Genomic DNA, 22,252 nt, shown 5'->3' with positions numbered 1-22,252 from the left:
CCTTGCCGCGTTCTTCAGCTGTACGTTTCAGCCATTTCCTACCGTCGTTACTGCTATTGCTTGCGGGGCTGGCGGCTGCCTACGTCAAGGATCTCAACGTCTTCTTCACCTCACTGTTCAACGTGCTGCCAACGTTGGTGCTGTTGCTCGGTGGTGCGTATTGCGCGGTTTACCGACGTCAGCGAGAGCTGTTTCTGATGGTCACGGTGTACATCGCCTACTTCCTGCTCGACACGCAGACCGACTATTACCGCGACAACGGCAAAGTCCGCGATGACGCTGCCGTGGTGTTTCACTTGTGTTGCCTGCTGTTGCCATTGATGTTCGGTGTGTTCGCTGCCTGGCAGGAACGCACCCATTTGTTTCAGGACATGGTGGCGCGCTTCGCTGTCTTGCTGGCCGTCGGCAGTATCGCGTTGGGCCTGGAGCAAAGTTACCCACAGGCTCTGCTGCTATGGCTGTCGGAGATTCGCTGGCCAGCCCTGCATGGCGCGTGGATGAGCCTGATCCAGCTGTCCTATCCGGTGTTCATCGCATCGTTCCTGTTGCTGAGCTGGCAATACTGGCGCAACCCGAGACCCTTGCACGCCGCGCAATTGGTGGGTTTGCTGGGTTTGTTCTGGGCGCTGCCGAAAACGTTCATCCTGCCGTTCACCCTGAACATCATGTGCAGTCAGGTGATGCTGATGATTGCGGCGGCGGTCGCCCACGAGGCCTACCAAATGGCCTTTCGCGATGAACTGACCGGTTTACCGGGGCGTCGTGCCTTGAACGAGCGGATGCAGCGGTTGGGGCGCAATTATGTGCTGGCCATGAGCGACGTCGATCACTTCAAGAAATTCAACGACACCCACGGACACGACGTCGGCGACCAGGTGTTGCGACTTGTCGCCAGCAAGCTGTCGAAAATCGGCGGGGGCGGTAGGGCGTATCGCTACGGTGGTGAGGAATTTGCGCTGGTGTTCGCGGGCAAGACGCTTGAAGAGTGCATGCCGCACCTGGAAGTCATTCGCGAATCCATCGCCACGTACAACATTCAACTGCGCAACCAGGACAGTCGCCCTCAGGACGATCAGCAAGGTCGTCAGCGGCGCTCGGGCCCGGGCGCTGCCAGTGTGTCGGTCACCGTCAGCATTGGTGTCGCTGAGCGAGTGGAACAGCGCACCCCTGAAAAAGTGCTCAAGTCCGCGGATGAGGCGCTCTACAGCGCCAAGGGTGCCGGGCGAAACTGTGTGGTGGCGTTCGGTCAGAGCCGTCGTGGCGCGGTACGCATGGACACCGCTGCGGGTTGAGTGATGATGGCGCATTCAGCGTCTGGACTGTGATTGTGAGGCGTGGTGGGCGGCAGTAGGTTTGAGCGATCTGCTGACGGAGAAATGACCATGCCCGAGTACAAAGCCCCCTTGCGCGACATGCGCTTTCTGATCGACCACGTCTTCGACTTCCACACCAACTACGCAGCGCTGGGCGCGACCGACGCCAGCCCGGACATGGTCAATGCGATCCTCGAAGAAGGCGCGAAGTTTTGCGAGAACGTCCTTGCGCCGCTCAATCGCAGCGGCGACGAAGAAGGCTGCCATTTCGACAATGGCGTGGTGACGACGCCTACAGGCTTCAAGCAGGCATTCGCACAATACGTGGAAGGCGGCTGGCATGGTCTGGCGGCTGATCCGGCGTATGGCGGCCAGGGCCTGCCGAGTTCGCTGGGGCTGGTTATCAGCGAAATGGTCGGCTCCAGCAACACCTCCTGGGGCATGTACCCTGGCCTGACCCACGGCGCGATGTCAGCCATCCACGCCCACGGCACCGAAGAACAGAAAAGCACTTACCTGAGCAAGCTCACCGCAGGCCAATGGACGGGCACCATGTGCCTGACCGAAGCCCATTGCGGCACCGACCTGGGCATCATCAAGACCCGTGCGGTGCCGGCGGCCGACGGCAGCTTTGCGATCTCTGGCAGCAAGATTTTCATCTCTGCCGGCGAACACGACATGAGCGACAACATCATTCACCTGGTGTTGGCGAAACTGCCGGACGCTCCGGCGGGCACCAAGGGTATTTCGTTGTTCATCGTTCCCAAATTCCTACCCAATGCCAAGGGTGAAGCGGGCGAGCGCAATGGCGTTTCCTGCGGCTCCATCGAGCACAAAATGGGTATCAAGGCGTCGGCCACGTGCGTGCTGAACTTCGATGAGGCCAAGGGCTTCTTGATCGGTGAGCCGAACAAAGGCCTGAACTGCATGTTCACCATGATGAATCATGCGCGGCTCGGCACCGGGATGCAGGGCTTGTGTCTGGGCGAGGCTAGCTTCCAGGGGGCGATCAAGTACGCCAATGATCGCCTGCAAATGCGTTCGCTCACCGGTCCGAAAGCCCCCGAAAAAGTCGCCGATCCGATCATCGTTCATCCCGATGTGCGGCGGATGCTGCTGACCATGAAAGCCTTCAACGAAGGTAATCGTGCGCTGACGTACTTCACCGCGCAGCTGTTGGACGCGGCGCATCTGAGCCCGGATGCATCCGCGCGCCAGGACGCCGAGGACCTGCTGGCGTTCCTCACACCCATCTGCAAAGCCTTCATGACCGACACCGGGCTGGAGGTGACCAACCACGGCATGCAAGTGTTCGGCGGTCACGGCTTCATTCGCGAATGGGGCATGGAGCAGTTGGTTCGCGACTGCCGGATTGCGCCGATCTACGAAGGCACCAACGGTATTCAGGCGCTGGATTTGCTCGGGCGCAAAGTGCTTGGCAGCCAGGGCAAGCTGCTGCGGGGCTTCACCAAAATCGTCCACAAGTTCTGCGCAGCGAACGCTGAACATCCGCAACTGGCCAGCTACGTGGCACAGCTCAACGAGCTGAACCAGCAGTGGGGCGAGTTGACTACCAAGGTCGGCATGGCCGCGATGAAAAATCCGGACGAAGTCGGTGCTGCATCGGTGGATTACCTGATGTACAGCGGTTACATCATCCTCGGCTATCTGTGGCTGCGCATGGCGCTGGTAGCCCAGGCCCAACTCGATGCTGGCAGTGGCGATGCCGATTACTGCAAGGGCAAACTGGCGACCAGCGAGTTTTACTTCAAGCGATTGCTGCCGCGCACCGCCGCTCATCGCGCCGCCATTGAAGCGGGCAGTGATTGCCTGATGAAGCTGCCGGCCGAGTTATTTGCGCTTTAATCCTTAAAACCGGTGACACAGGAGCCCGCGCTATCGCGGGCTTTTTCATGACTGTTTAGTCAGTGACTAAACATTACAAAATGGTCACCGGCTGACCCTATGTGTCACAAAAGTTGTTGGGGTACACTCTGACCCAACGAAAGCACTATTCCTACGAATCACCTGTAAAGATCTTGCGAGGTTTGCCATGGCTGACTACAAAGCGCCCCTGCGCGATATGCGCTTCGTCCTCAATGAAGTATTCGAGGTCGCCAAACTCTGGGCCGAACTGCCTGCGCTGGCCGATACCGTCGATGCGGAAACCGTCGAGGCCATTCTCGAAGAAGCCGGCAAAGTCACCAGCAAAAGCATCGCGCCGCTGAGCCGTGCGGCTGACGAAGAAGGTTGCCATTGGGCGGATGGTGCCGTCACCACGCCGGCGGGTTTCCAGCAGGCTTATCAGACTTACGCTGAAGGCGGCTGGGTCGGTGTCGGTGGCGATCCGACCTACGGCGGCATGGGCATGCCCAAGGCGGTTTCGGCGCAAGTCGAAGAGATGGTCAACTCCGCGAGCCTGTCGTTCGGTCTGTACCCGATGTTGACCGCCGGCGCCTGCCTGTCGATCAACGCCCACGCCAGCGATGAGCTGAAAGCCGCTTACCTGCCGAATATGTACGCGGGCGTCTGGGCCGGGTCCATGTGCCTGACCGAGCCACACGCCGGCACGGACCTTGGGATCATCCGCACCAAGGCCGAACCTCAGGCCGACGGTTCCTACAAAGTCAGCGGCACCAAGATCTTCATCACCGGTGGTGAACACGACCTCACCGAAAACATCATCCACCTGGTGCTGGCCAAGCTGCCGGATGCACCGGCGGGGCCGAAAGGCATTTCGCTGTTCCTGGTGCCGAAGTTCATGGTCAATGCCGATGGCAGCCTGGGTGCGCGCAACCCGGCGAACTGCGGTTCGATCGAACACAAGATGGGCATCCAGGCGTCCGCGACCTGTGTGATGAACTTCGACGAAGCCGTGGGTTATCTGGTCGGTGAGCCGAACAAAGGCCTGGCAGCCATGTTCACGATGATGAACTACGAGCGTCTGGGCGTCGGTATCCAGGGCCTGGCCACGGGTGAGCGCTCCTACCAGAACGCGATCGAGTACGCCCGCGACCGTCTGCAAAGCCGTTCGCCGACTGGCGCGCAGAACAAAGACAAAGTCGCTGACCCGATCATCGTCCACCCGGACGTGCGGCGCATGCTGCTGACCATGAAAGCTTCGAACGAAGGCGGCCGTGCCTTCTCGACTTACGTGGCGATGCAACTCGATACCGCCAAGTTCAGCGAAGACGCGACCACCCGCAAGCGTGCGGAAGACCTGGTGGCACTGCTGACCCCGGTGGCCAAGGCGTTCCTCACCGATCTGGGGCTGGAAACCACGGTCCACGGCCAGCAGATTTTCGGCGGCCACGGTTACATCCGCGAGTGGGGCCAGGAGCAACTGGTGCGCGACGTGCGTATCACCCAGATCTACGAAGGCACCAACGGCATTCAGGCGCTGGACCTCGTCGGACGCAAGATCGTCGGCACCGGCGGTGCGTTCTACAATCTGTTTGCTGACGAGATCCGTCATTTCACCGCCACGGCCAGTGCTGACCTGGCAGAGTTCACCAAGCCGCTGAACGATGCCGTGACCACCCTCGACGAACTGACCGCCTGGCTGCTGGATCGCGCGAAAAGTAACCCGAACGAAATCGGCGCTGCGTCGGTCGAGTATCTGCAAACCTTCGGTTACGTAGCCTACGCATATATGTGGGCGTTGATGGCCAAGGCAGCCGTGGGCAAAGAAGCGCAGGACGATTTCTACGCGAGCAAGTTGGGCACGGCGCGGTTCTACTTCGCCCGCCTGCTGCCGAGAATTCACTCGTTGAGCGCGTCGGTGAAGGCTGGCAGCGAATCACTGTTCCTGCTGGACGCCGCACAATTCTGACCCTGTAGCGTCATGTAAGCATTCTCTTACATGACGTACTGCTGTTCTCCCATATGCGAAGATTGGATCCAGAGCTAATCTACTTCACATGGACGTCGCGCAGGAAGCGCAAAGCAACAACACGGACACGTAGGATTCTGCCAGGACGGCGGAGTGAAATGGATGTCAGGGAAACAGTCTGCAAAGCCCCGCTTCGGCGGGGTTTTCTTTTGCCTGCAGAAAAGTATTCAGCTCAGTGCGTCGAGGGTTGGCGCGCTGTTCAAGCGGTCATCCGGCCCATTCATGACTTCCTCCAGCAATGTCCGCAACAGGGCCAGCGAAGCTTGTTGCCGTTGTACATCCCGGCACACCAACCCGACTTTCAGCGGCACCCGCGGCTCGGTCAGTGGTTTCCAAAGCAGTTCATTGTTGCCGAGCGCCTTTTGCGAGCGCCCGGGCAGGACCGTCGCCAGCCGCGTGTGGGGCAAGCTGTCGAGTATCCCCGCCATGTTGTTCAACTCCGCCTGCACCTGCGGACGCCGTCCCAGATTGGCCAGTTGTGTCTGCCAGATCTGCCGTACCTGAAACTCTTCACCGAGCAACAACATCGGCAATTCGGCGGCCTGACTCATCGAGACTTTCTTGAATTCACGCAACGGGTGGTCCGCCGGGATGACCAGCGTCAGTTCATCCTCGTACAGCATCACGCCGTGCAGACCCGGCTGACGGGGCGGCAAGTAGCTGATACCGATATCGAGGGAGCCATTGAGCAGCCGGCGTTCAATCTCCAGCCCGGTCAATTCATAAATCTGCACCACCAGGTGCGGCTGCGCCTTGCGCACACGTTCAAGCATCTGGGGCACCAGACTGCTGTGAACCGTTTGCAGCACGCCGATGGCCAAGGTGCGCAACGCCTGGCCCTTGAAATTGCCCAACGCCTCGCGCGCCCTTTGCAAGCCGTCGAGCAAGGGCAGGGCGTGGTTGTACAGCGTGTGCGCGGCCAGCGTGGGCAACAGGCGTTTGCTGCTGCGCTCGAACAGGCTCACATCGAGGTTTTGTTCCAGATGACGAATCTGCTGGGACAGTGCCGGTTGGGAGATTGAAAGTCGCTCGGCGGCCCGACCCACATGGCCTTCTTCGTAGACCGCGACGAAATAACGCAGTTGCTTGAAATCCATAAGGTGCGCTTATCGAAAATGCTCGGAAATCGAAATGGCTCAACGCCTTGTGTGGGCCTAGTCTAACCGCATTCACAAGGCTTACAGGGCCATAGAGCGCGATGAATACCGTTTATGTCGATAGTATTTGCATAGGCAAGACAAAAAATCTCAAGCGAGGTTTTTTTGTATGAATTTGTTCAGTTTGCGGCGCAATCCGCTAAGCCTTGATGATTTGGCCGTCGACACCTTCCAGCAACCGCGCAGCATCAGCCTTTCCAGTGAGTACCTGATGCCCAGTGTCGAGCGGCCGAAGCAGATATTCGTTCGAGGTCAGGGCTCGTGGTTGTGGGACAGCGATGACCGTGCGTACCTCGATTTCTCACAGGGCGGTGGCGCCAATAGCCTGGGGCACAGCCCTTCGGTGCTGGTCAACGCGATTTCGGAGCAGGCCCGGTCGCTGATCAATCCGGGATTCGGCCTGCATAACCGCGGCATGCTCAGCCTTTCCGAGCAACTCTGCGCCAGAACCGGCAGTGATCAGGCCTACCTGCTCAACAGCGACAGCGAGGCGTGTGATGCCGCAGTTCAACTGGCGCGTAAATGGGGTCAACGACATCGCGGTGGGGCTTCCCGGATTATCGTTGCCAGTAATGGCCGACGTCCGGGGATGGCATCCACTGGGGACTACCACCACGTCCCTTTCAATGACCTTGCGGCGATGCACGCGGCGGTCGATGCCCGGACCGTGGCAATCATGCTTGAACCGATCCAGAGCGAAGCCGGAGTGATTCCAGCCACCGAGTCTTACCTCAAAGGTGTCGAACGCCTGTGCCGGGAGCTTGGGATTCTGTTGATCCTCGACGAAGTACAAACCGGTATAGGCCGCTGCGGCACTCTGCTTGCCGAAGAGTACTACGGCGTTCGGGCAGACATCGTTGTCCTGGGTGGCGGGCTCGGTGGTGGCGTACCCTTGGCGGCGTTGCTGGCGCGAGGCAAGGCGTGCTGTTTCGACATCGGCGACTTGGCGGGCACCCATCACGGCAACGCGCTGATGACGGTCGCCGGGCTGGTGATCCTCGACAGTGTGCAAGACCAGGGCTTTCTCGATCATGTCGGGCAAACCGGCCAGCACCTGCGCGAAGGCCTGCAGCGTTTGTCCCATCGCTATGGTCACGGTGAGTTACGCGGGCAAGGATTACTTTGGGGACTGAGCCTGTCCGAAGATTCGGCTGATGCCGTCGTCAAATCAGCGTTGTACGAAGGCTTGCTGCTCGACGCCCCGCAACCTGACTGCCTGCGCTTTACCCCGGCGCTCACCGTCAGCAAGGCCAACGTCGACGAAATGCTCCTGCGACTGGCCCGCGCCTTCTCCCGAGTGCGCACCGCGCAATTGCAATGCCGCAAAGGGATCGCAGTCTGATCAGACCCGACCTACACGAATTTCCGAACCGTCTCGCGGTAATAACGCATCGCCCCACGTTTGATCTTTCGCGTGGGGCGTTTTTTTGTCTCTGCGTTTTGCCAGATGCAATAAGCGCTTGAGCGACCGTTCGATAAATGGCTTTTTGAGACAGTTGGCCGACTAGAGCGAGTTAGCCAAGTCATACGTTGGGCTGACCGAGATGGAAATCCAGCGCCTGCTGGATATGAAGGAATTCGTGGAGATAAATCATGAGTAAAAAATTCAAAAGTGAAGTGTCTGAATCGATACACGAATCGGCCAGTGCCCTGTTTGCTGTCGGAGCAATCAGCAAGGCAACCATGCGCGAATTCGACGAGTCGTGCCTTGCAACGATGCCAGAGTCAATTGATGCAGAGCAGATTAAAGCGCTGCGCGAGCGCAACAATGTCAGCCAACCCGTGTTCGCTCGTTATTTGAACACCAGTGCTTCGACGGTGAAGAAATGGGAGGCAGGCGATAAACACCCCAGTGGCATGGCGCTGAAGTTGTTGAGCATCGTGCAGAAACACGGTCTTGAGATATTGGCCTGATGGTCCGCACTGAACCCTGACGAATGACGCTGGTCGATTGACTGTGTGGCTCACACGAGCCAACTTCAATCAGGAGCTACCCCATGGACTTTATTCGAATCATCATTGCCATTCTGTTGCCGCCATTGGGTGTGTTTCTGCAAGTCGGTTTCGCCGGCGCGTTCTGGCTGAATATTCTGCTGACGTTGTGCGGTTACATTCCGGGGATCGTGCATGCGGTGTACATCATCGCCAAGCGCTGAGTTTAGCGACCTTAGATAGACCGCTATCGCGAGCAGGCTCACTCCCTGCAGGGATTTCTGCAACACCGCAGATCCAATGTGGGAGCGAGCCTGCTCGCGATGGACGCGCCGCTAATCAGGCATTGCCTCCAAGCGCCATCACCCGCCGATAAAACAACCCTTCCTGCTCAAGCGCATGTGCCTGGTTCCGCGCCTTGCGAAAACCGTGGCGCTCGTCGGCGTAGTAATGCGCTTGCACCAGAATCCCGTTGTCCTGCAGCGCGGTGACCATGTCGCGGGTCTGTTGCGGCACCACCACGGCGTCCAGTTCGCCCTGAAAGAAAATCACTGGCACGCTGATGTTCTGCGCATGCAGCAGCGGCGTTCGCGCAGCGTAGCGTTCGGCATCGAGCAGCGGATCGCCGATCAGCCAATCCAGATAATCGCCTTCGAATTTGTGGGTCGCGCGCCCCAATGCAACCGGATCGCTGACCCCGTAGAGGCTGGCACCAGCGCGGAAGACCTTGTGAAAGGCCAATGCGCAAAGCGTGGTGTAGCCGCCGGCACTGCCACCGCGAATAAATGCCTTGTCGCCGTCGATCAATCCGCGTCCGGCGAGATAAGCGACGACGGCGCAGGCGTCCTCCACATCCACCTCACCCCAACTCAAATGCAGGGCCTGGCGATACGCCCGGCCATAGCCGCTGCTGCCACGGTAGTTGAGGTCGGCCACGGCGAAACCGCGTTGCGTCCAGTACTGGATGCGTGGATCAAGCATCGGGTAGCAGGCCGAAGTCGGGCCGCCGTGGATGAACACCACCAGCGGCGGCGTTGCGTCTGCGGTCATCGCCGGATAGAAGAAACCGTGAGCTTCTCCCGCGCCGCTGGGGTAGCGCAGGGTTTGTGGGACGCTGATCTGTTCGGCGGGCAACGGGGCAATGCCTCCGGCCAATACGTTGACCTGCCGCGTAGTGCGGTCGATAGCAATGACCGCTGCGGGACTGACCGGCGAGGCGGCGATGCAGTAAATGAATTGCTCATCGAGGGCGAGATGGCGAAAGCGGCTGTAGTTGCCAGTGAAATCTTCACTGACGTCGCCACACAAACCCAAACGACCAAACCCGCCTTCCGTCCAGCTTGCCAGGTAGTTGCTGTCGCCCAGCGGCAACCAAGTGCTGCCACCCAACTGCCACGGCGCCGGTCCATGATCGGCGGCGGCGCTCGGCAGCGGGCTCAGGCCGTCTGCCGACTCCACCCAAGGCTGCCAATAACCGCCGCGATCGGTCAGGCAAAACAGACGGCCGCTGCTATCGAAACGAGGTTGTTGCAGCGACTCCTGAGCACCATCGCCCGCCACGCAACGCGATTGAGCGAAACCACCCTCGCTTTTACGTTCGGCAATCATCAATCGGGTCGCGGTCCATGGCTGATCCGGGCGGCTCCATTCGATCCACGCCAATCGTTGCGCGTCGGGACTCAGTGTCGGCGCGGCGTAGAAATCAGCGCCTTCGGCCAGCAGATGTCGACTGCCGTCCGCTACATCAATCGCCACCAGTCGATGCCGATCACGATGCTCTTCAACCGCCAGAACCTGACCATTGGCGAACTGCAGGTCGCCGTAACGGCACTCCCCCGACGTCAGCATTTCAGGCGCCTCGCCGGCCATGGATTGCTGATACAGCTGCTGATCCGCCTCGTTGACGAAAACAATCCCGTCATCGGTCAGGCAAAACGCGCCACCACCATATTCGTACACCCGACTGCGCACGCTGAAGCCTGCCGGTGTCAGGCACTGCGCCTGGCCATCGTGCCAATGCCAGATCCGGCAGGCGGCGTCTTCGGGACGGTACTCGTTCCAGAACAGGCCGTGTTTGCCGACCTGCAACTCGGCGAAGTCGATACCCGCCGCGACGGCCCGGGCTGCGCTGAAGGGTTCAGCTTTTGGCGATGAGTCGTGAGTTTCGTTCATTGCGAAAGGCCAGTTGTTCGATGGTCTGAGTCGCGTGCTCGGCTTCTTCGCGGGCCTTGAGGATCACGCCGTGATGTTCGGACTTGCTGCACACCGGGTCGGCATTGCTCGCGTCACCCGTGAGCATGAACGCCTGGCAACGGCAGCCGCCGAAGTCCTTTTCCTTCTCGTCGCAGGAGCGGCACGGCTCGGGCATCCAGTCGTAACCGCGAAAGCGGTTGAAGCCGAACGAGTCGTACCAGATGTGTTGCATGGTGTGGTCGCGCACATTGGGAAACTGCACTGGCATTTGTCGGGCACCGTGACACGGCAGTGCGGTGCCATCCGGCGTGACTGTCAGAAAGATGCTGCCCCAGCCGTTCATACAGGCTTTCGGGCGCTCTTCGTAGTAGTCCGGCGTGACGAAAATCAGCTTGCACGGATGCCCTTCGGCTTCGAGTTTGGCGCGGTATTCGTTGGTGATGCGTTCGGCGCGGACCAGCTGTTCCTTGGTCGGCAACAGGCCGACCCGATTGAGCTGCGCCCAACCGTAGAACTGACATGTGGCGAGCTCGACGAAGTCGGCCTCAAGGGCGATGCACAGCTCGATGATCCGGTCGATCTTGTCGATATTGTGCCGATGCGTCACGAAGTTCAGCACCATCGGATAGCCGTGGGCTTTCACCGCACGGGCCATTTCCAGTTTCTGCGCGAAGGCTTTTTTCGAGCCGGCCAACAAGTTATTCACTTGTTCGTCGCTGGCCTGAAAGCTGATCTGGATGTGGTCCAGGCCGGCCTTCTTGAAGTCGCTGATTTTCTGCTCGGTGAGGCCGATGCCGGAGGTGATCAGGTTGGTGTAGAAACCCAGGTTGCGCGCCTCGGCGATCAGTTCGGCGAGGTCCTGGCGCACCAGCGGTTCGCCGCCGGAAAAGCCCAATTGCGCGGCGCCCATCTCCCGTGCTTCGCGGAAAACCTTGATCCACTGCTCGGTGCTCAACTCTTTGCCTTGCTCGGCGAAGTCCAGCGGATTGGAGCAGTAGGGACATTGCAGCGGGCAACGATACGTCAGCTCGGCGAGCAGCCAGAGCGGCAAGCCGATTTCAGGTTTTGGCGGTAACGTGTCTGACACGGAATCAGACAAGTTCGATCCAGTGCTGAGCACGGGCGACCTCCATGAATTGCTCGATGTCTTCACCGAGTTCTGGCACGCCGGGAAATTTTGCGTCCAGCTCAGCGACGATTGCCGCGACGTCACGCTGGCCATCAATCAAACCGCCAATCAACGCGGCGCTCTCGTTGAGTTTGATCATGCCTTCCGGGTAGAGAAGGACATGGCCTTTCTGCGCCGGTTCGTATTGGTAACGGTAGCCAGGACGCCAGGTCGGGGTCTTGCTGCGATCGAAACTCATAAGGTGATTCCTTTATGCCAGACCCGTTGCCCGGTCACGCTGTGATACGGCGGGCGGTTCAGTTCGTAAGCCATGCTCATGGCATCGAGCATGCTCCAAAGAATGTCCAGTTTGAACTGGAGAATTTCCAGCATGCGTTCCTGGCCTTCGCGCGTGGTGTAGTGCTGCAAGGTGATTGCCAGACCGTGCTCGACATCGCGGCGCGCCTGGCCGAGGCGGGTGCGGAAATACTCGTAGCCGGCCGGATCGATCCACGGGTAGTGCTGCGGCCAGCTGTCGAGGCGCGATTGGTGAATCTGCGGTGCGAACAGCTCGGTCAGCGAACTGCTGGCGGCCTCCTGCCAACGAGCCCGGCGGGCGAAGTTGACGTAGGCGTCCACGGCGAAACGTACGCCGGGCAGGACCAGTTCCTGGGAGCGCAACTGGTCCGGGTCGAGGCCGACGGCCTGGCCCAGGCGCAACCAGGCTTCGATGCCGCCGTCTTCGCCGGGCGCGCCGTCATGGTCGAGCAGACGCTGAATCCACTCGCGGCGGATCTCGCGATCCGGGCAGTTGGCAAGGATCGCAGCGTCCTTCAGGGGAATGTTCACCTGATAGTAGAACCGGTTGGCGACCCAGCCCTGGATCTGCTCACGGGTCGCCCGGCCTTCATACATCGCCACGTGATACGGGTGATAGATGTGGTAGTAGGCGCCCTTGGCGCGCAAGGCCGCTTCGAATTCGGCGGGGGACATCGGGGTGTCAGTCATTTTGCTTCTCCGGGTACGACCGGTGGTTTCTTTGGTGTCAGGACCGGCCTCATCGCCAGCAGGCTGGCTCCCACAGTTGATCGCATTCCCCTGTGGGAGCCAGCCTGCTGGCGATAGACTGCGCCGCGGTCTTGAAGTCCTACAACACAATACTCATGCCGTCATACGCCACTTCAACCTTACGTCGAGCCAACTCCGCGCGCTCCGGCGAATCCTCATCGAGAATCGGGTTGGTGTTGTTGATGTGGATAAGCACCTTGCGCTGCTTGGGCAATTGCTCCAGCACTTCGAGCATGCCGCCGGGGCCGCTCTGCGCCAGGTGACCCATTTCCCGACCGGTGCGAGTGCCGACGCCACGGCGTTGCATTTCGTCGTCATCCCACATCGTGCCGTCCACCAGCAGGCAATCGCTGGCGGCCATGATCTCCAGCAGCGGCGCGTCGACCTTGCCCAGGCCCGGGGCGTAGAACAGTTTGCCGCCGGTGTTCAGGTCTTCGACGATCAGGCCGATGTTGTCGCCCGGGTGCGGGTCGAAGCGGTGCGGCGAGTAGGGTGGCGCGGCGCTGCGCAGGGGCAACGGGGTGAAACGCAAACTCGGGCAGGCCGGGATGGTGAAACTGCAATCGAGTTCGATGCGGTTCCAGTTCAGCCCGCCATTCCAGTGGGTCAGCATGGTGAACAGCGGGAAACCGGTGCTCAGGTCCTCGTGGACCATGTCGGTGCACCAGACCTGATGCGGGCAACCTTCGCGCAGGCTGAGCAGACCGGTGGTGTGGTCGATCTGGCTGTCCATCAGAATGATCGCGCTGATGCCGGTATCGCGCAGGGCGCGGCCCGGTTGCATCGGGGTGAAGCTTTGAAGCTGGGCGCGGATGTCCGGCGATGCGTTGCACAGGATCCAGTTCACGCCGTCATCGGAAATCGCGATGGACGACTGAGTTCGCGCCTTGGCCTTGAGGCTGCCGTTGCGAAAACCTGCACAGTTCACGCAGTTGCAGTTCCACTGGGGGAAACCACCGCCAGCGGCGGAACCTAGAATCTGGACAAACATGGCCGCTCCATCATTTCAGCACTGAAAATAAAAACGCCTCGGCAATACCGAGGCGCTGAACCACACGACAATCTTAGCGGCTTGCGAAGTACATAGTGACTTCAAAGCCGATACGCAGGTCGGTGTAAGCAGGTTTGGACCAGGACATGGGAGCGCTCCTCAGGGTGATGGGACGGTTGAGATCTATACATATAGTCCACCTCCAGTCGGAGATGTTCAGATAGTTAGGTGGCTATGTTACTCAAAATTACCGATTGATTGGCCTGCTATCTCGGAAAAAGCTAATTGCGCCAGCGGTAATGATCATTTTGTCACTTGCCAAGGCGCTTGCGGTTCCGAACTGCTGGCCAGGCAGCGCCAGCCACCTTCGGCGTTGCTCAGTCTATGCGCGGCGGCGACCAAGGCGTCGCGGTCGATGGCTAGAATCGACAAGGGCAGCTGCGTCAGGTAATCCGACGAACGGCCAGCCTGCTTGCCCTGCCAGAGCAGTTCGGCGGCTTGGGCCAAGGGTAATGCAGCCTCCTTGAATTGATCGGACAATGCCTGACGATGCGCGATAAACGTAGCCTCCTCGATTCCGTTGATCATGGCGGGCAAGTCACTCAGGAAGCGTTCCATGTGTTCCAGCAATTTCAATGGTGCGGTGCCCGGAGATTGCACACCCAACACAATACCGGTCTGCCCATGGATCTGGCGCAGTGCGCTGAACACTGCATAACCCAGTTGCAGCTCCACGCGCAGGCGCTGATAGATCGGGGTCTGACAGACGAGCGCCAACAAGCGCCAGACGGCTTCTTCGCCGATGTCCTGCGTTGCCGTCGGGCAGAACAGCACCAATGCATGTTCGCTGGAACCGGTGTCGAGCGTTGTCCACAGACGCTGCGAGTTGATCGAGGGTGGCGTAGACGGTTGGGTGTCGGCAACGCCGGGCACGCGGCTCAGGGTCAAACCCAAGGCCGCTTGAGTGTGAGCTGACAAGCCGACCGCCAAGCCTTCCCAGCGCGAACTCGACCACAATTGCTGCAAGTCGCCAGAGACGGCCGAGCGCGCGATGCAAAGATCGGGCAGTGCCTTGAGCAGGTGTTTAATCGGTATGAGTGCAGGGCTTTTCGGCACTTCCTGTGAGAAATCTCTGTCAGGCGTTGTCAGTGCTTTCAGCGCATGTTCGAGGGCAGTCGGCATCGGCGCCTGCAGCCCCGTCATCTTCAGCAACCATTCATTGCCTGAGGCGCTGAAAGACACATCAACGCCAGCCTGACGTGCATCTTCGCGCAACGACTGCAGGCCATTTTCCAGGTGGTATTGAAGGCGCGAGTGCGGCTTGGACTCGAGGCGCCAGCGCAGATAAATCGCACCGTGTTCCGTATTGTCCGGCAAGGCCTGGCTGAACTGCATTGGGGAGTTTTCCCGACGACTGCGCGAGCGGTCTTGGGCAAACGTTCTCAGGCCTCGGTGCTTACTGGTTTGCCCGCGAATCAGCCCGGCATTTTGCGCCGGTGCCTCGACGTGTAGAAACGGGTTGGACGCAGGCAGTTGCCAGTCGCCAATGAAGTTATCCACAGCGCCGATTTTCTTCAGGATATCCTTGAGTGCTACAACGCCTTGCTCGGTTAACCCGTCTTCAAGCTGTTCGCTGTCGAGCCGGGCCAATTCCAGTGCACTGCTGACCTGTTGCTGGCGCTGAAGCACGGTGGCGTACTCGTCGCGCAGACGAGCCCAGTCTTGCTGTGAGGCAAAAAAGCCCAGCCAATCCAGGAGTTTCTCGCGGATTACGCTCGCTGGCGCAGCCTTTGTCAGCTCGATGTGCAGTACGGCTTGTCCGGCAAAATGATACAGCAGTCTGGCGTTCAACTGTTCAGCCAAACCGCGCGAGCGCAATTCAGCCAGCAACCCACCGGGTTTCGCGGCGTTCAACCAATGGCACAGGAACGCCAACGCTTGGGCCGATGAAGGCAGTAGCGATTCGAAAGCAAACAGCAGATCGAGCCTGGCTTCGTTTGCCTGTTGATAATTTGTCTGTGAAGACTCCATCAGCGGCACAGGTGCCACTTGCGGGATGTTTGCTCCCGCAGGAATCGCCGCGCCGAAGCTCTGCGCCAATTGCTTGAGCTCTTCAATACTTTGCGGGCCGGCCATGCTCAGCGTCATCTGTCCGGTTCGATAAAACTGCTGATGGAAATCCTTCAGCGCTTGCTGAAACGGCAGTTGCTGCACGGGAAGGCTGTCGCGGTTACCGGCATGAAAACCACGCAATGGGTGACTCGGCGACAATCCGTCGAACAGCGCCAATTGCTGTTGCGCTCCCTCATCCTGCGACCAAGCGACAAACTCTGCATGCAGCACTTCCCGTTCCCGCTGCTGATCGTCCAGATTCATACGCGGATGAGCGAGCATGTCTGACAGACGCTCCAATCCTTCGTTGAATACCTGAGGTGGCAACTCGAAAAAGAAGTCGGTGGTGCGCTCGCTGGTCCGAGCATTCACCTGCCCGCCATGACCTTGTACGTAGGCCATCAGCCCTTGTTCTGCAGGAAAACGCCCGGTGCCAAGAAACAACAGGTGTTCAAGAAAGTGCGCCAGGCCTGGCCATGCCAATGGCACGTCATGACTGCCCGCAGCGACCCGCAAAACAGCCGCACAACGCTTCAGGTTCGGGGCATGACGCAGGGTCACCCGTAAGCCGTTTGCCAGGGTTTCAGTGTGGGGGCGAGGGGGATTCAGCACAGGCATGAGCACTTCCAGAACAGAGAAGTACTCATGCTAGCGGATAACGCTGACTCAGCGCTTGTTCAGTGCGCCGTAAAGCTCGGGACGACGATCGATCAAATAGCGGTTGGCCGCACGGGAATCGATCATTAACTGACGGTCCAACTCGCCGACAATCAGCGCTTCATCCAGGCCGGCCTGGGCGATGCGGCTGCCATCCGGCGCGGCGATGCTACTCTGGCCGCAGTATTGAATCTCGCCTTCCTGCCCGCAATAGTTGGCATACGCCACATAGCACTGGTTTTCGAAGGCGCGGGAACGCACGGTGACGTCGGCCACGAAGTCGAAGGGAATCATGTTCGCCGTCGGCACCAGAATCAGCTCGGCGCCAGCCAGAGCCAGGCGGCGAGCATTTTCCGGGAACTCCAGGTCGTAGCAGATCAGGAAACCGAGCTTCCAGCCGTTGAGTTCAACCAGCGGAAACTCGTCTTGCCCGGCGCTGAACATCGAGTGATCAAGGTCGCCAAACAGGTGCGTCTTGCGGTAGTTGCAAAGGCGCTCGCCGTTGGCGTCGATCAACTGCACAGCGTTGTAGATCTGCCCGTCCTCGGTGCGCTCGGGGTAGCCATACAAAATGGCGATCCCTGCCGTCTTTGCAATGCGCGCGATCTGCTGCGCCGATTCACCGTTGTGCACTTCCGCCAGCACGCTGACCGCATCGAGGCCGATGTTGTAGCCGGTCAGGAACATCTCCGGCAGCACCAGCAGGTCTGCGCCCTTGGCCTCCAGTGCCAGTTGATGCAAACGTTGCAGATTGCCGGCGACATCCAGGGGTAACGGTGGACATTGGTACAGGGCTACGCGCATTTCTCGATTCCTTTTACTCGGGCAGGGCGATCGGACCGATCTCGTTGAACACATCACCTGGACCCGGGTTCTCGGCGTGAGTTTCACCGCCGAAGTGTTTCATGATGCCCCACACCGCATTGAGCGAGGTCTGCACCGCGCCTTCGACCCACGCCGGCGTCCACGAAACGTCGTCGCCGGCAATGAAGATCCCGCGCTGCTCGGCCGGCATGTCGTCCTGCATGAAGTGGGCGTACATGCGCTGGTTGTAGCGGTAGTGACCGGGCAGGGCGCCTTTGAAAGCCCCGAGGAAATGCGGGTCGGCTTCCCACGACACAGTGATCGGATCGCCGATGATGCGCGCGGCGATGTCGACTTTCGGGTAGATCTTCTTCAACGCGTCCAGTGCCAGCTTCACGCGCTTCTCAACCGGGTGCGGGAGCATCTTCAGCGCATCGCTCATCCACGAGTACGACAGGCAAATCACACCGGGCTTGTCGTCGCCGTTGTCGAACAGATACGTGCCGCGGGTCAGGCGATCGGTCAGGGTCATGCTCATCAGGTCGCGGCCGGTTTCCGGGTCCTTGTCCTTCCAGAACGGGCGGTCGACCATCACAAAGGTTTTCGACGATTGCATGTAGCGGGTGCGATCCAGGGCCATCCACATCTTTTGCGAAAACAGCGTTTCGTCGCATTCGATCTGGGTGGTCAGCAGCCAGCTCTGGCAGGTGGTCAGCACCGCCGCGTATTCGCGGGTGTCGCCATAGGTGTCGGTGACGGCAAAACGGCCGCCCGGCGCGTGGGCAATTTTCTTCACCCCGGAGCGTGGCGCGCCCCGGTGCAACGAACTCAGGCTGGTGCCTTCAGGCCAGTGCACGCAACGCTCCGGCACATGGCGCCAGATGCCCAGCGGCACTTGTTCCACGCCGCCGACTACCAGGTGCTGGTGATCGTCGCAGTTGGTCATTACCACACGGAAGATTTCCAGCATCGAGTTCGGGAAATCCGAGTCCCAACCGCCGGTGCCGAAACCGACCTGGCCGAACACTTCGCGGTGATGGAACGACAGCTTGGCGAAGGCTTTGGAGGTGGCGACGAAGTCGTAGAAGGTGCGGTCGTCCCACAGCGGAACCAGAGTGTTCCACAGCTCTTTGAGGCGCGGCACATCGCGGTCGCGGATGGCTTGCTGGATATCGGAGAACTGCGAACCGGCTTCCAGTGCGTCCGCCCAGGCGTCCGCCACTTCCTGGAACAGTGCAGGAAGATCCGCCAGCTTCTGTGCGTAATGGGTTTTGCCTTCGATGTCGATCACCGTGCTACCCGATGCGGGCGTCAGCGGATTCGGGAAGGGCTTGGTTTGCAGGCCGAGCTTGTCGACGTAGTGATAAAACGCGGTGGACGATACCGGGAAGCGCATGCCGCCCAGCTCGGCGATGATGCCTTCGGCACCATTGAACGCCTGCGAGCGCAGACGGCCGCCCATTTTCGAGGCTTCGTAGACGACGGGTTTGAGACCCAGCTTCATCAACTCGTAAGCCGCTACGAGACCAGCGATACCCGCGCCGACAATCGCCACTTCGGCACCGTGGTTGTGCGCAGGAATACTGCCCAGGCCGGCCGGGTGTTCGATCCAGTCGTCAAAACCGAAAGGGAAGTCCGGGCCGAAAATAGTGACTGGTTTTTTACCGTCTGCAGGATGGCGATTGTTCTTGTTCATGGCTGACCTTGCTGGCGACCCGACGCGGAATGCGCATCTGAGTATAGGAAAAGATGGCAGCCATTCTAGAGAGCGTAGAACACGTTAATAAGACGCAATGTGTCGTCGTTTTGCCAAATAACTGATCAATATGACGGTCAGCTGCTACACACCGACCAATGTGGTAGCGATCCTGCTCGCGATGAGGTCCTCAAAGACGCTGCAAATCAAACCGGCTGGCCCCGATCAATCTTGCTGCTCAGGATGATCGAAGTCGTCGTCTTCTCCACCCCGTCCACACTGCCAATCTGATCGAGCAACTGATCCAGTTGCTCCGGCGAATCGGTGCGCAACCACGCCACGTAATCAAATTCGCCACTCACCGCACACAGTTGCTGCACCTGTGCCATGGCGCTGAGCCGGCGCAGCACTTCCTTGCCCGAGCGCGGTTGCACCGTGATCCCGACATACGCCTGCAAGCCGCCATCCACCACCCGCTGACCCAAACGCACGCCATAACCGGTGATGACTTTGGTTTTCTCCAGTCGCGCCAGGCGTGAGGTCACCGTGGTCCGGGCGATGCCCAGCTGGCGAGCGAGCATGGCCACGCTTTCACGAGCGTTGATCTGCAAGGCCGCGATCAATTGGCGGTCGATTTCGTCAAGAACAGGCGGGCGGGTGTCAGGCAAGGGTCGTCTCCAGCAACACAAAACATTGATTTGGCATGTTACAGCACGGCTCGCACAACGCAGGTTTGATCTGGCCTCAGTACCGTTCGGGACATTTTTATCTGCGACAAATTGCCATAAGTAACTAGGTAGTACATCATTTCGCGCTTGTCACAAATGGGGATAATTTCCGACATGAATAATTCTGGGGCTGCCGGCGGCGGCAAATGGTTGCTGTTGGGGCTGGGTGTCCTGATCGCGTTGATCGGACTCGGCCTGGCCGGCGGCGGTGGTTATCTGATGTCGCTCGGCGGGAGCGCGTACTTCCTGCTGATGGGCCTGGCGATGCTGGTTTCGGGGCTGATGATTGCCCGTTGCAAGCCGCAAGGCGCGTGGCTGTATGGCGTGGCGTTGATCCTGACAGCGATCTGGGCGGTATGGGACGGCGGTTTTGAATACTGGCCACTGGTCTCACGCGTGCTGACCTTTGCCGTGATCGGCCTGGACGTGGCGCTGATCTATCCGACGCTGGTGCGTGCTTCGGGCGCGACGGCGGGCCGTGGTGCATATGGCCTGGCCGGTATCCTCGGCGTCGGCGTTGTTGCAACGATGGCGTACATGTTCGTGCCGACTCACGTCGTCAAAGCCAGCACCGAGCCGGCTGTAACGCCGGTCACACCCGGCTCCGAACAGAAAGACTGGGCCCACTGGGGCAACACTACAGCCGGTAACCGTTTTGCCGCGCTGGATCAGATCAACAAAGGCAACATCGACAAGTTGCAGGTGGCGTGGACCTTCCATACCGGCGACATCCCGCAAAGCACCGGCGCCGGCGCCGAAGACCAGAACACGCCGCTGCAAATCGGCGACACGGTCTACACCTGCACCGCCTACGGCAAAGTCTTCGCCCTGGACGCCGACACCGGCACTCAGCGCTGGAAATTCGACCCGCAAGGCACCGCGCCTAACTGGCAGCGCTGCCGGGGCCTGGGCTATTCCGAAACCCCTGCGTCCTCGCCAACCCAGCCCACTGCCTGTACGAAACGTCTGTTTCTGCCGACCGGCGATGCGCGCCTGATTGCGATCAATGCTGATACCGGCAAGCCCTGCGAAGAGTTCGGCAACAAAGGCACGGTCGATCTGACCATCGACATGGGCGAAGTGAAGCCCGGTTACTACCAGCAGACGTCGACCCCATTGGTGGCGGGTGATGTGGTGATTGTCGGCGGTCGAGTTGCCGATAACTATTCCACCGGCGAACCGCCAGGCGTTGTCCGCGCATACGACGTGCGCAGTGGTGAACTGGTGTGGGCGTGGGATCCGGGCAACCCGAACACGACCAAACGTCCACCGGCTGGTGAGACCTACACCCGTGGCACGCCGAACGTCTGGTCGGCCATGTCCTACGACGCCAGACTCGGTCTCGTGTACCTGCCAACCGGCAACGCCACACCGGACTTTTTCGGCGGCCAGCGCACGGCATTCGATGACAAGTGGAACTCGTCCATCGTTGCCGTCGATGTGAAGACCGGTCAGGTGCGTTGGCACTTCCAGACCACTCACCACGATTTGTGGGACTTTGACCTGCCGGCGCAACCGCTGCTGTATGACGTGCCGGACGAAAAAGGCGGCATGCAGCCGGCCTTGGCGCAAGTCACCAAACAGGGCGAGATCTTCCTGCTCAACCGCGAAACCGGCGTCCCAATCGCCCGCGTCGAGGAACGCCCGGTGCCACAGGGAAACGTGCCCGGCGAACGCTACTCGCCGACCCAGCCGTTCTCGGTGGACATGCCGTCAATCGGCAACAAAACCCTGACCGAGTCCGACATGTGGGGCGCCACGCCGTTTGACCAGTTGATGTGCCGCATCCAGTTCAAAGGCATGCGCCATGAAGGCGTCTACACCCCGCCGGGCCTTGATCGTGCGTTGCAATTCCCGGGCTCGCTGGGGGGCATGAACTGGGGCAGCGTTTCGGTGGACCCGAACACGAACTACATGTTCGTCAACGACATGCGCCTGGGCCTCGCCAACTACATGATTCCGCGCAACAAGATTGCTGCCGGGGCCAGTGGTATCGAAATGGGCGTGGTGCCGCAGGAAGGCACGCCGTTCGGTGCCATGCGCGAACGCTTTCTGTCGGCGGCCGGCATTCCGTGCCAGAAACCGCCGTTCGGCACGATGTCCGCCATCGACCTCAAGACCCACAAACTGATGTGGCAGGTCCCGGTTGGCACCGTGCAAGACACTGGTCCGTTGGGCATCCGCATGCACCTGCCGATCCCGATCGGCATGCCGACCCTCGGCGCTTCGCTGGCCACCCAGTCGGGCCTGTTGTTCTTCGCCGGCACTCAGGATTTCTACCTGCGTGCTTTCGATACCGGCAACGGTAATGAGATCTGGAAGTCGCGTTTGCCCGTCGGTAGCCAGTCGGGGCCGATGACCTACGTTTCGCCTAAAACCGGCAAGCAGTACATCCTGCTCACCGTCGGTGGCGCTCGTCAGTCGCCGGATCGCGGTGACTATGTGATTGCCTACGCGTTGCCCAAGTAAAGTCTGAATCGCAGGTACGAAAAAGCCGCGCCATTGCGCGGCTTTTTCTATTGTGGAGTTCAACCCGGGTGGGGCGCGGATGCCGGGATGGACACCAACAGACAGTCATAGTCGAATGCGAAATCGAGGGAT

The 22,252-nt window shown here is 59.9% G+C and carries 18 protein-coding genes; 7 read left to right on the top strand and 11 right to left on the bottom strand.

Annotated elements, in window-relative coordinates; translation table 11 throughout:
- Positions 1–2 precede the first annotated feature (2 nt).
- The 3 genes from QRN31_RS14460 (at position 3) to QRN31_RS14450 (ending at position 5,145) form a co-directional block, all read left to right on the top strand.
- Complete coding sequence (locus QRN31_RS14460; protein WP_285432654.1) at positions 3–1,292, top strand: GGDEF domain-containing protein; 1,290 nt, start codon at positions 3–5, stop codon at positions 1,290–1,292.
- Between the two features lie 90 nt (positions 1,293–1,382).
- On the top strand, positions 1,383–3,179 hold the full coding sequence (locus tag QRN31_RS14455) for an acyl-CoA dehydrogenase C-terminal domain-containing protein (protein WP_285432653.1): 1,797 nt from the start codon (positions 1,383–1,385) through the stop codon (positions 3,177–3,179).
- A gap of 187 nt (positions 3,180–3,366) precedes the next feature.
- Entirely contained in the window at positions 3,367–5,145 is a 1,779-nt protein-coding gene (locus tag QRN31_RS14450; RefSeq protein ID WP_285432652.1) for an acyl-CoA dehydrogenase C-terminal domain-containing protein, read from the top strand.
- A gap of 227 nt (positions 5,146–5,372) precedes the next feature.
- Here the strand turns inward: QRN31_RS14450 and QRN31_RS14445 are convergent, their stop codons facing one another.
- Complete coding sequence (locus QRN31_RS14445) at positions 5,373–6,302, bottom strand: LysR family transcriptional regulator (protein WP_285432651.1); 930 nt, start codon at positions 6,300–6,302, stop codon at positions 5,373–5,375.
- Positions 6,303–6,471: 169 nt separating this feature from the next.
- Between QRN31_RS14445 and QRN31_RS14440 the strand changes: the two genes are divergently transcribed.
- From QRN31_RS14440 to QRN31_RS14430, 3 genes are all read left to right on the top strand, one after another.
- Positions 6,472–7,704 carry an aspartate aminotransferase family protein gene (locus tag QRN31_RS14440; RefSeq protein WP_285432650.1) on the top strand — a complete coding sequence of 411 codons (1,233 nt, stop codon included), beginning with the start codon at positions 6,472–6,474 and terminating at the stop codon, positions 7,702–7,704.
- Between the two features lie 251 nt (positions 7,705–7,955).
- Positions 7,956–8,276 (top strand): helix-turn-helix domain-containing protein, encoded by a 321-nt coding sequence (locus QRN31_RS14435; RefSeq protein WP_285432648.1) that lies wholly within the window; start codon positions 7,956–7,958, stop codon positions 8,274–8,276.
- Positions 8,277–8,359: 83 nt separating this feature from the next.
- The gene (locus QRN31_RS14430; protein WP_007904205.1) at positions 8,360–8,518 is read left to right on the top strand and encodes a YqaE/Pmp3 family membrane protein; all 159 of its coding nucleotides are present in this window, start codon (positions 8,360–8,362) and stop codon (positions 8,516–8,518) included.
- A 115-nt stretch (positions 8,519–8,633) separates the two neighbouring features.
- Here the strand turns inward: QRN31_RS14430 and QRN31_RS14425 are convergent, their stop codons facing one another.
- The 10 genes from QRN31_RS14425 to QRN31_RS14380 form a co-directional block, all read right to left on the bottom strand.
- Positions 8,634–10,466, bottom strand: a complete 1,833-nt coding sequence (locus QRN31_RS14425; RefSeq protein WP_285432647.1) for an alpha/beta hydrolase family protein — start codon at positions 10,464–10,466, stop codon at positions 8,634–8,636.
- Complete coding sequence (gene pqqE / locus QRN31_RS14420; protein WP_285432999.1) at positions 10,432–11,574, bottom strand: pyrroloquinoline quinone biosynthesis protein PqqE; 1,143 nt, start codon at positions 11,572–11,574, stop codon at positions 10,432–10,434. Before pqqE ends, QRN31_RS14425 begins: the two co-directional genes overlap by 35 nt.
- Positions 11,575–11,578: 4 nt before the next feature.
- A complete protein-coding gene (pqqD, locus tag QRN31_RS14415) occupies positions 11,579–11,854 on the bottom strand; it encodes a pyrroloquinoline quinone biosynthesis peptide chaperone PqqD (RefSeq protein ID WP_285432646.1) in 276 nt (91 codons plus the stop codon).
- Entirely contained in the window at positions 11,851–12,603 is a 753-nt protein-coding gene (pqqC, locus tag QRN31_RS14410) for a pyrroloquinoline-quinone synthase PqqC (protein ID WP_285432645.1), read from the bottom strand. The genes pqqD and pqqC overlap by 4 nt, the downstream gene beginning before the upstream one ends.
- Before the next feature lie 139 nt (positions 12,604–12,742).
- On the bottom strand, positions 12,743–13,654 hold the full coding sequence (pqqB, locus tag QRN31_RS14405) for a pyrroloquinoline quinone biosynthesis protein PqqB (protein WP_285432643.1): 912 nt from the start codon (positions 13,652–13,654) through the stop codon (positions 12,743–12,745).
- 73 nt (positions 13,655–13,727) lie between these two features.
- The gene (pqqA, locus tag QRN31_RS14400; RefSeq protein ID WP_009045898.1) at positions 13,728–13,802 is read right to left on the bottom strand and encodes a pyrroloquinoline quinone precursor peptide PqqA; all 75 of its coding nucleotides are present in this window, start codon (positions 13,800–13,802) and stop codon (positions 13,728–13,730) included.
- A gap of 155 nt (positions 13,803–13,957) precedes the next feature.
- Entirely contained in the window at positions 13,958–16,384 is a 2,427-nt protein-coding gene (pqqF, locus tag QRN31_RS14395) for a pyrroloquinoline quinone biosynthesis protein PqqF (protein ID WP_285432642.1), read from the bottom strand.
- A 48-nt stretch (positions 16,385–16,432) separates the two neighbouring features.
- Positions 16,433–17,227, bottom strand: coding sequence for a carbon-nitrogen hydrolase family protein (locus tag QRN31_RS14390; RefSeq protein ID WP_208671164.1), 795 nt, complete (start codon positions 17,225–17,227; stop codon positions 16,433–16,435).
- Between the two features lie 13 nt (positions 17,228–17,240).
- Positions 17,241–18,923: a flavin monoamine oxidase family protein gene (locus QRN31_RS14385; RefSeq protein ID WP_285432640.1), complete on the bottom strand. Its 1,683-nt coding sequence runs from the start codon at positions 18,921–18,923 to the stop codon at positions 17,241–17,243.
- Between the two features lie 206 nt (positions 18,924–19,129).
- Complete coding sequence (locus QRN31_RS14380) at positions 19,130–19,591, bottom strand: Lrp/AsnC family transcriptional regulator (protein ID WP_090179061.1); 462 nt, start codon at positions 19,589–19,591, stop codon at positions 19,130–19,132.
- Positions 19,592–19,765: 174 nt separating this feature from the next.
- Between QRN31_RS14380 and QRN31_RS14375 the strand changes: the two genes are divergently transcribed.
- Complete coding sequence (locus tag QRN31_RS14375; RefSeq protein WP_285432638.1) at positions 19,766–22,120, top strand: glucose/quinate/shikimate family membrane-bound PQQ-dependent dehydrogenase; 2,355 nt, start codon at positions 19,766–19,768, stop codon at positions 22,118–22,120.
- Positions 22,121–22,252 lie beyond the last annotated feature (132 nt).

It is taken from the genome of Pseudomonas sp. fls2-241-R2A-110, assembly GCF_030209165.1.
Classification (GTDB): domain Bacteria; phylum Pseudomonadota; class Gammaproteobacteria; order Pseudomonadales; family Pseudomonadaceae; genus Aquipseudomonas.
Note: the sequence above shows the minus strand (reverse complement) of the source record. Positions and strands in the feature narration are given on the sequence as shown.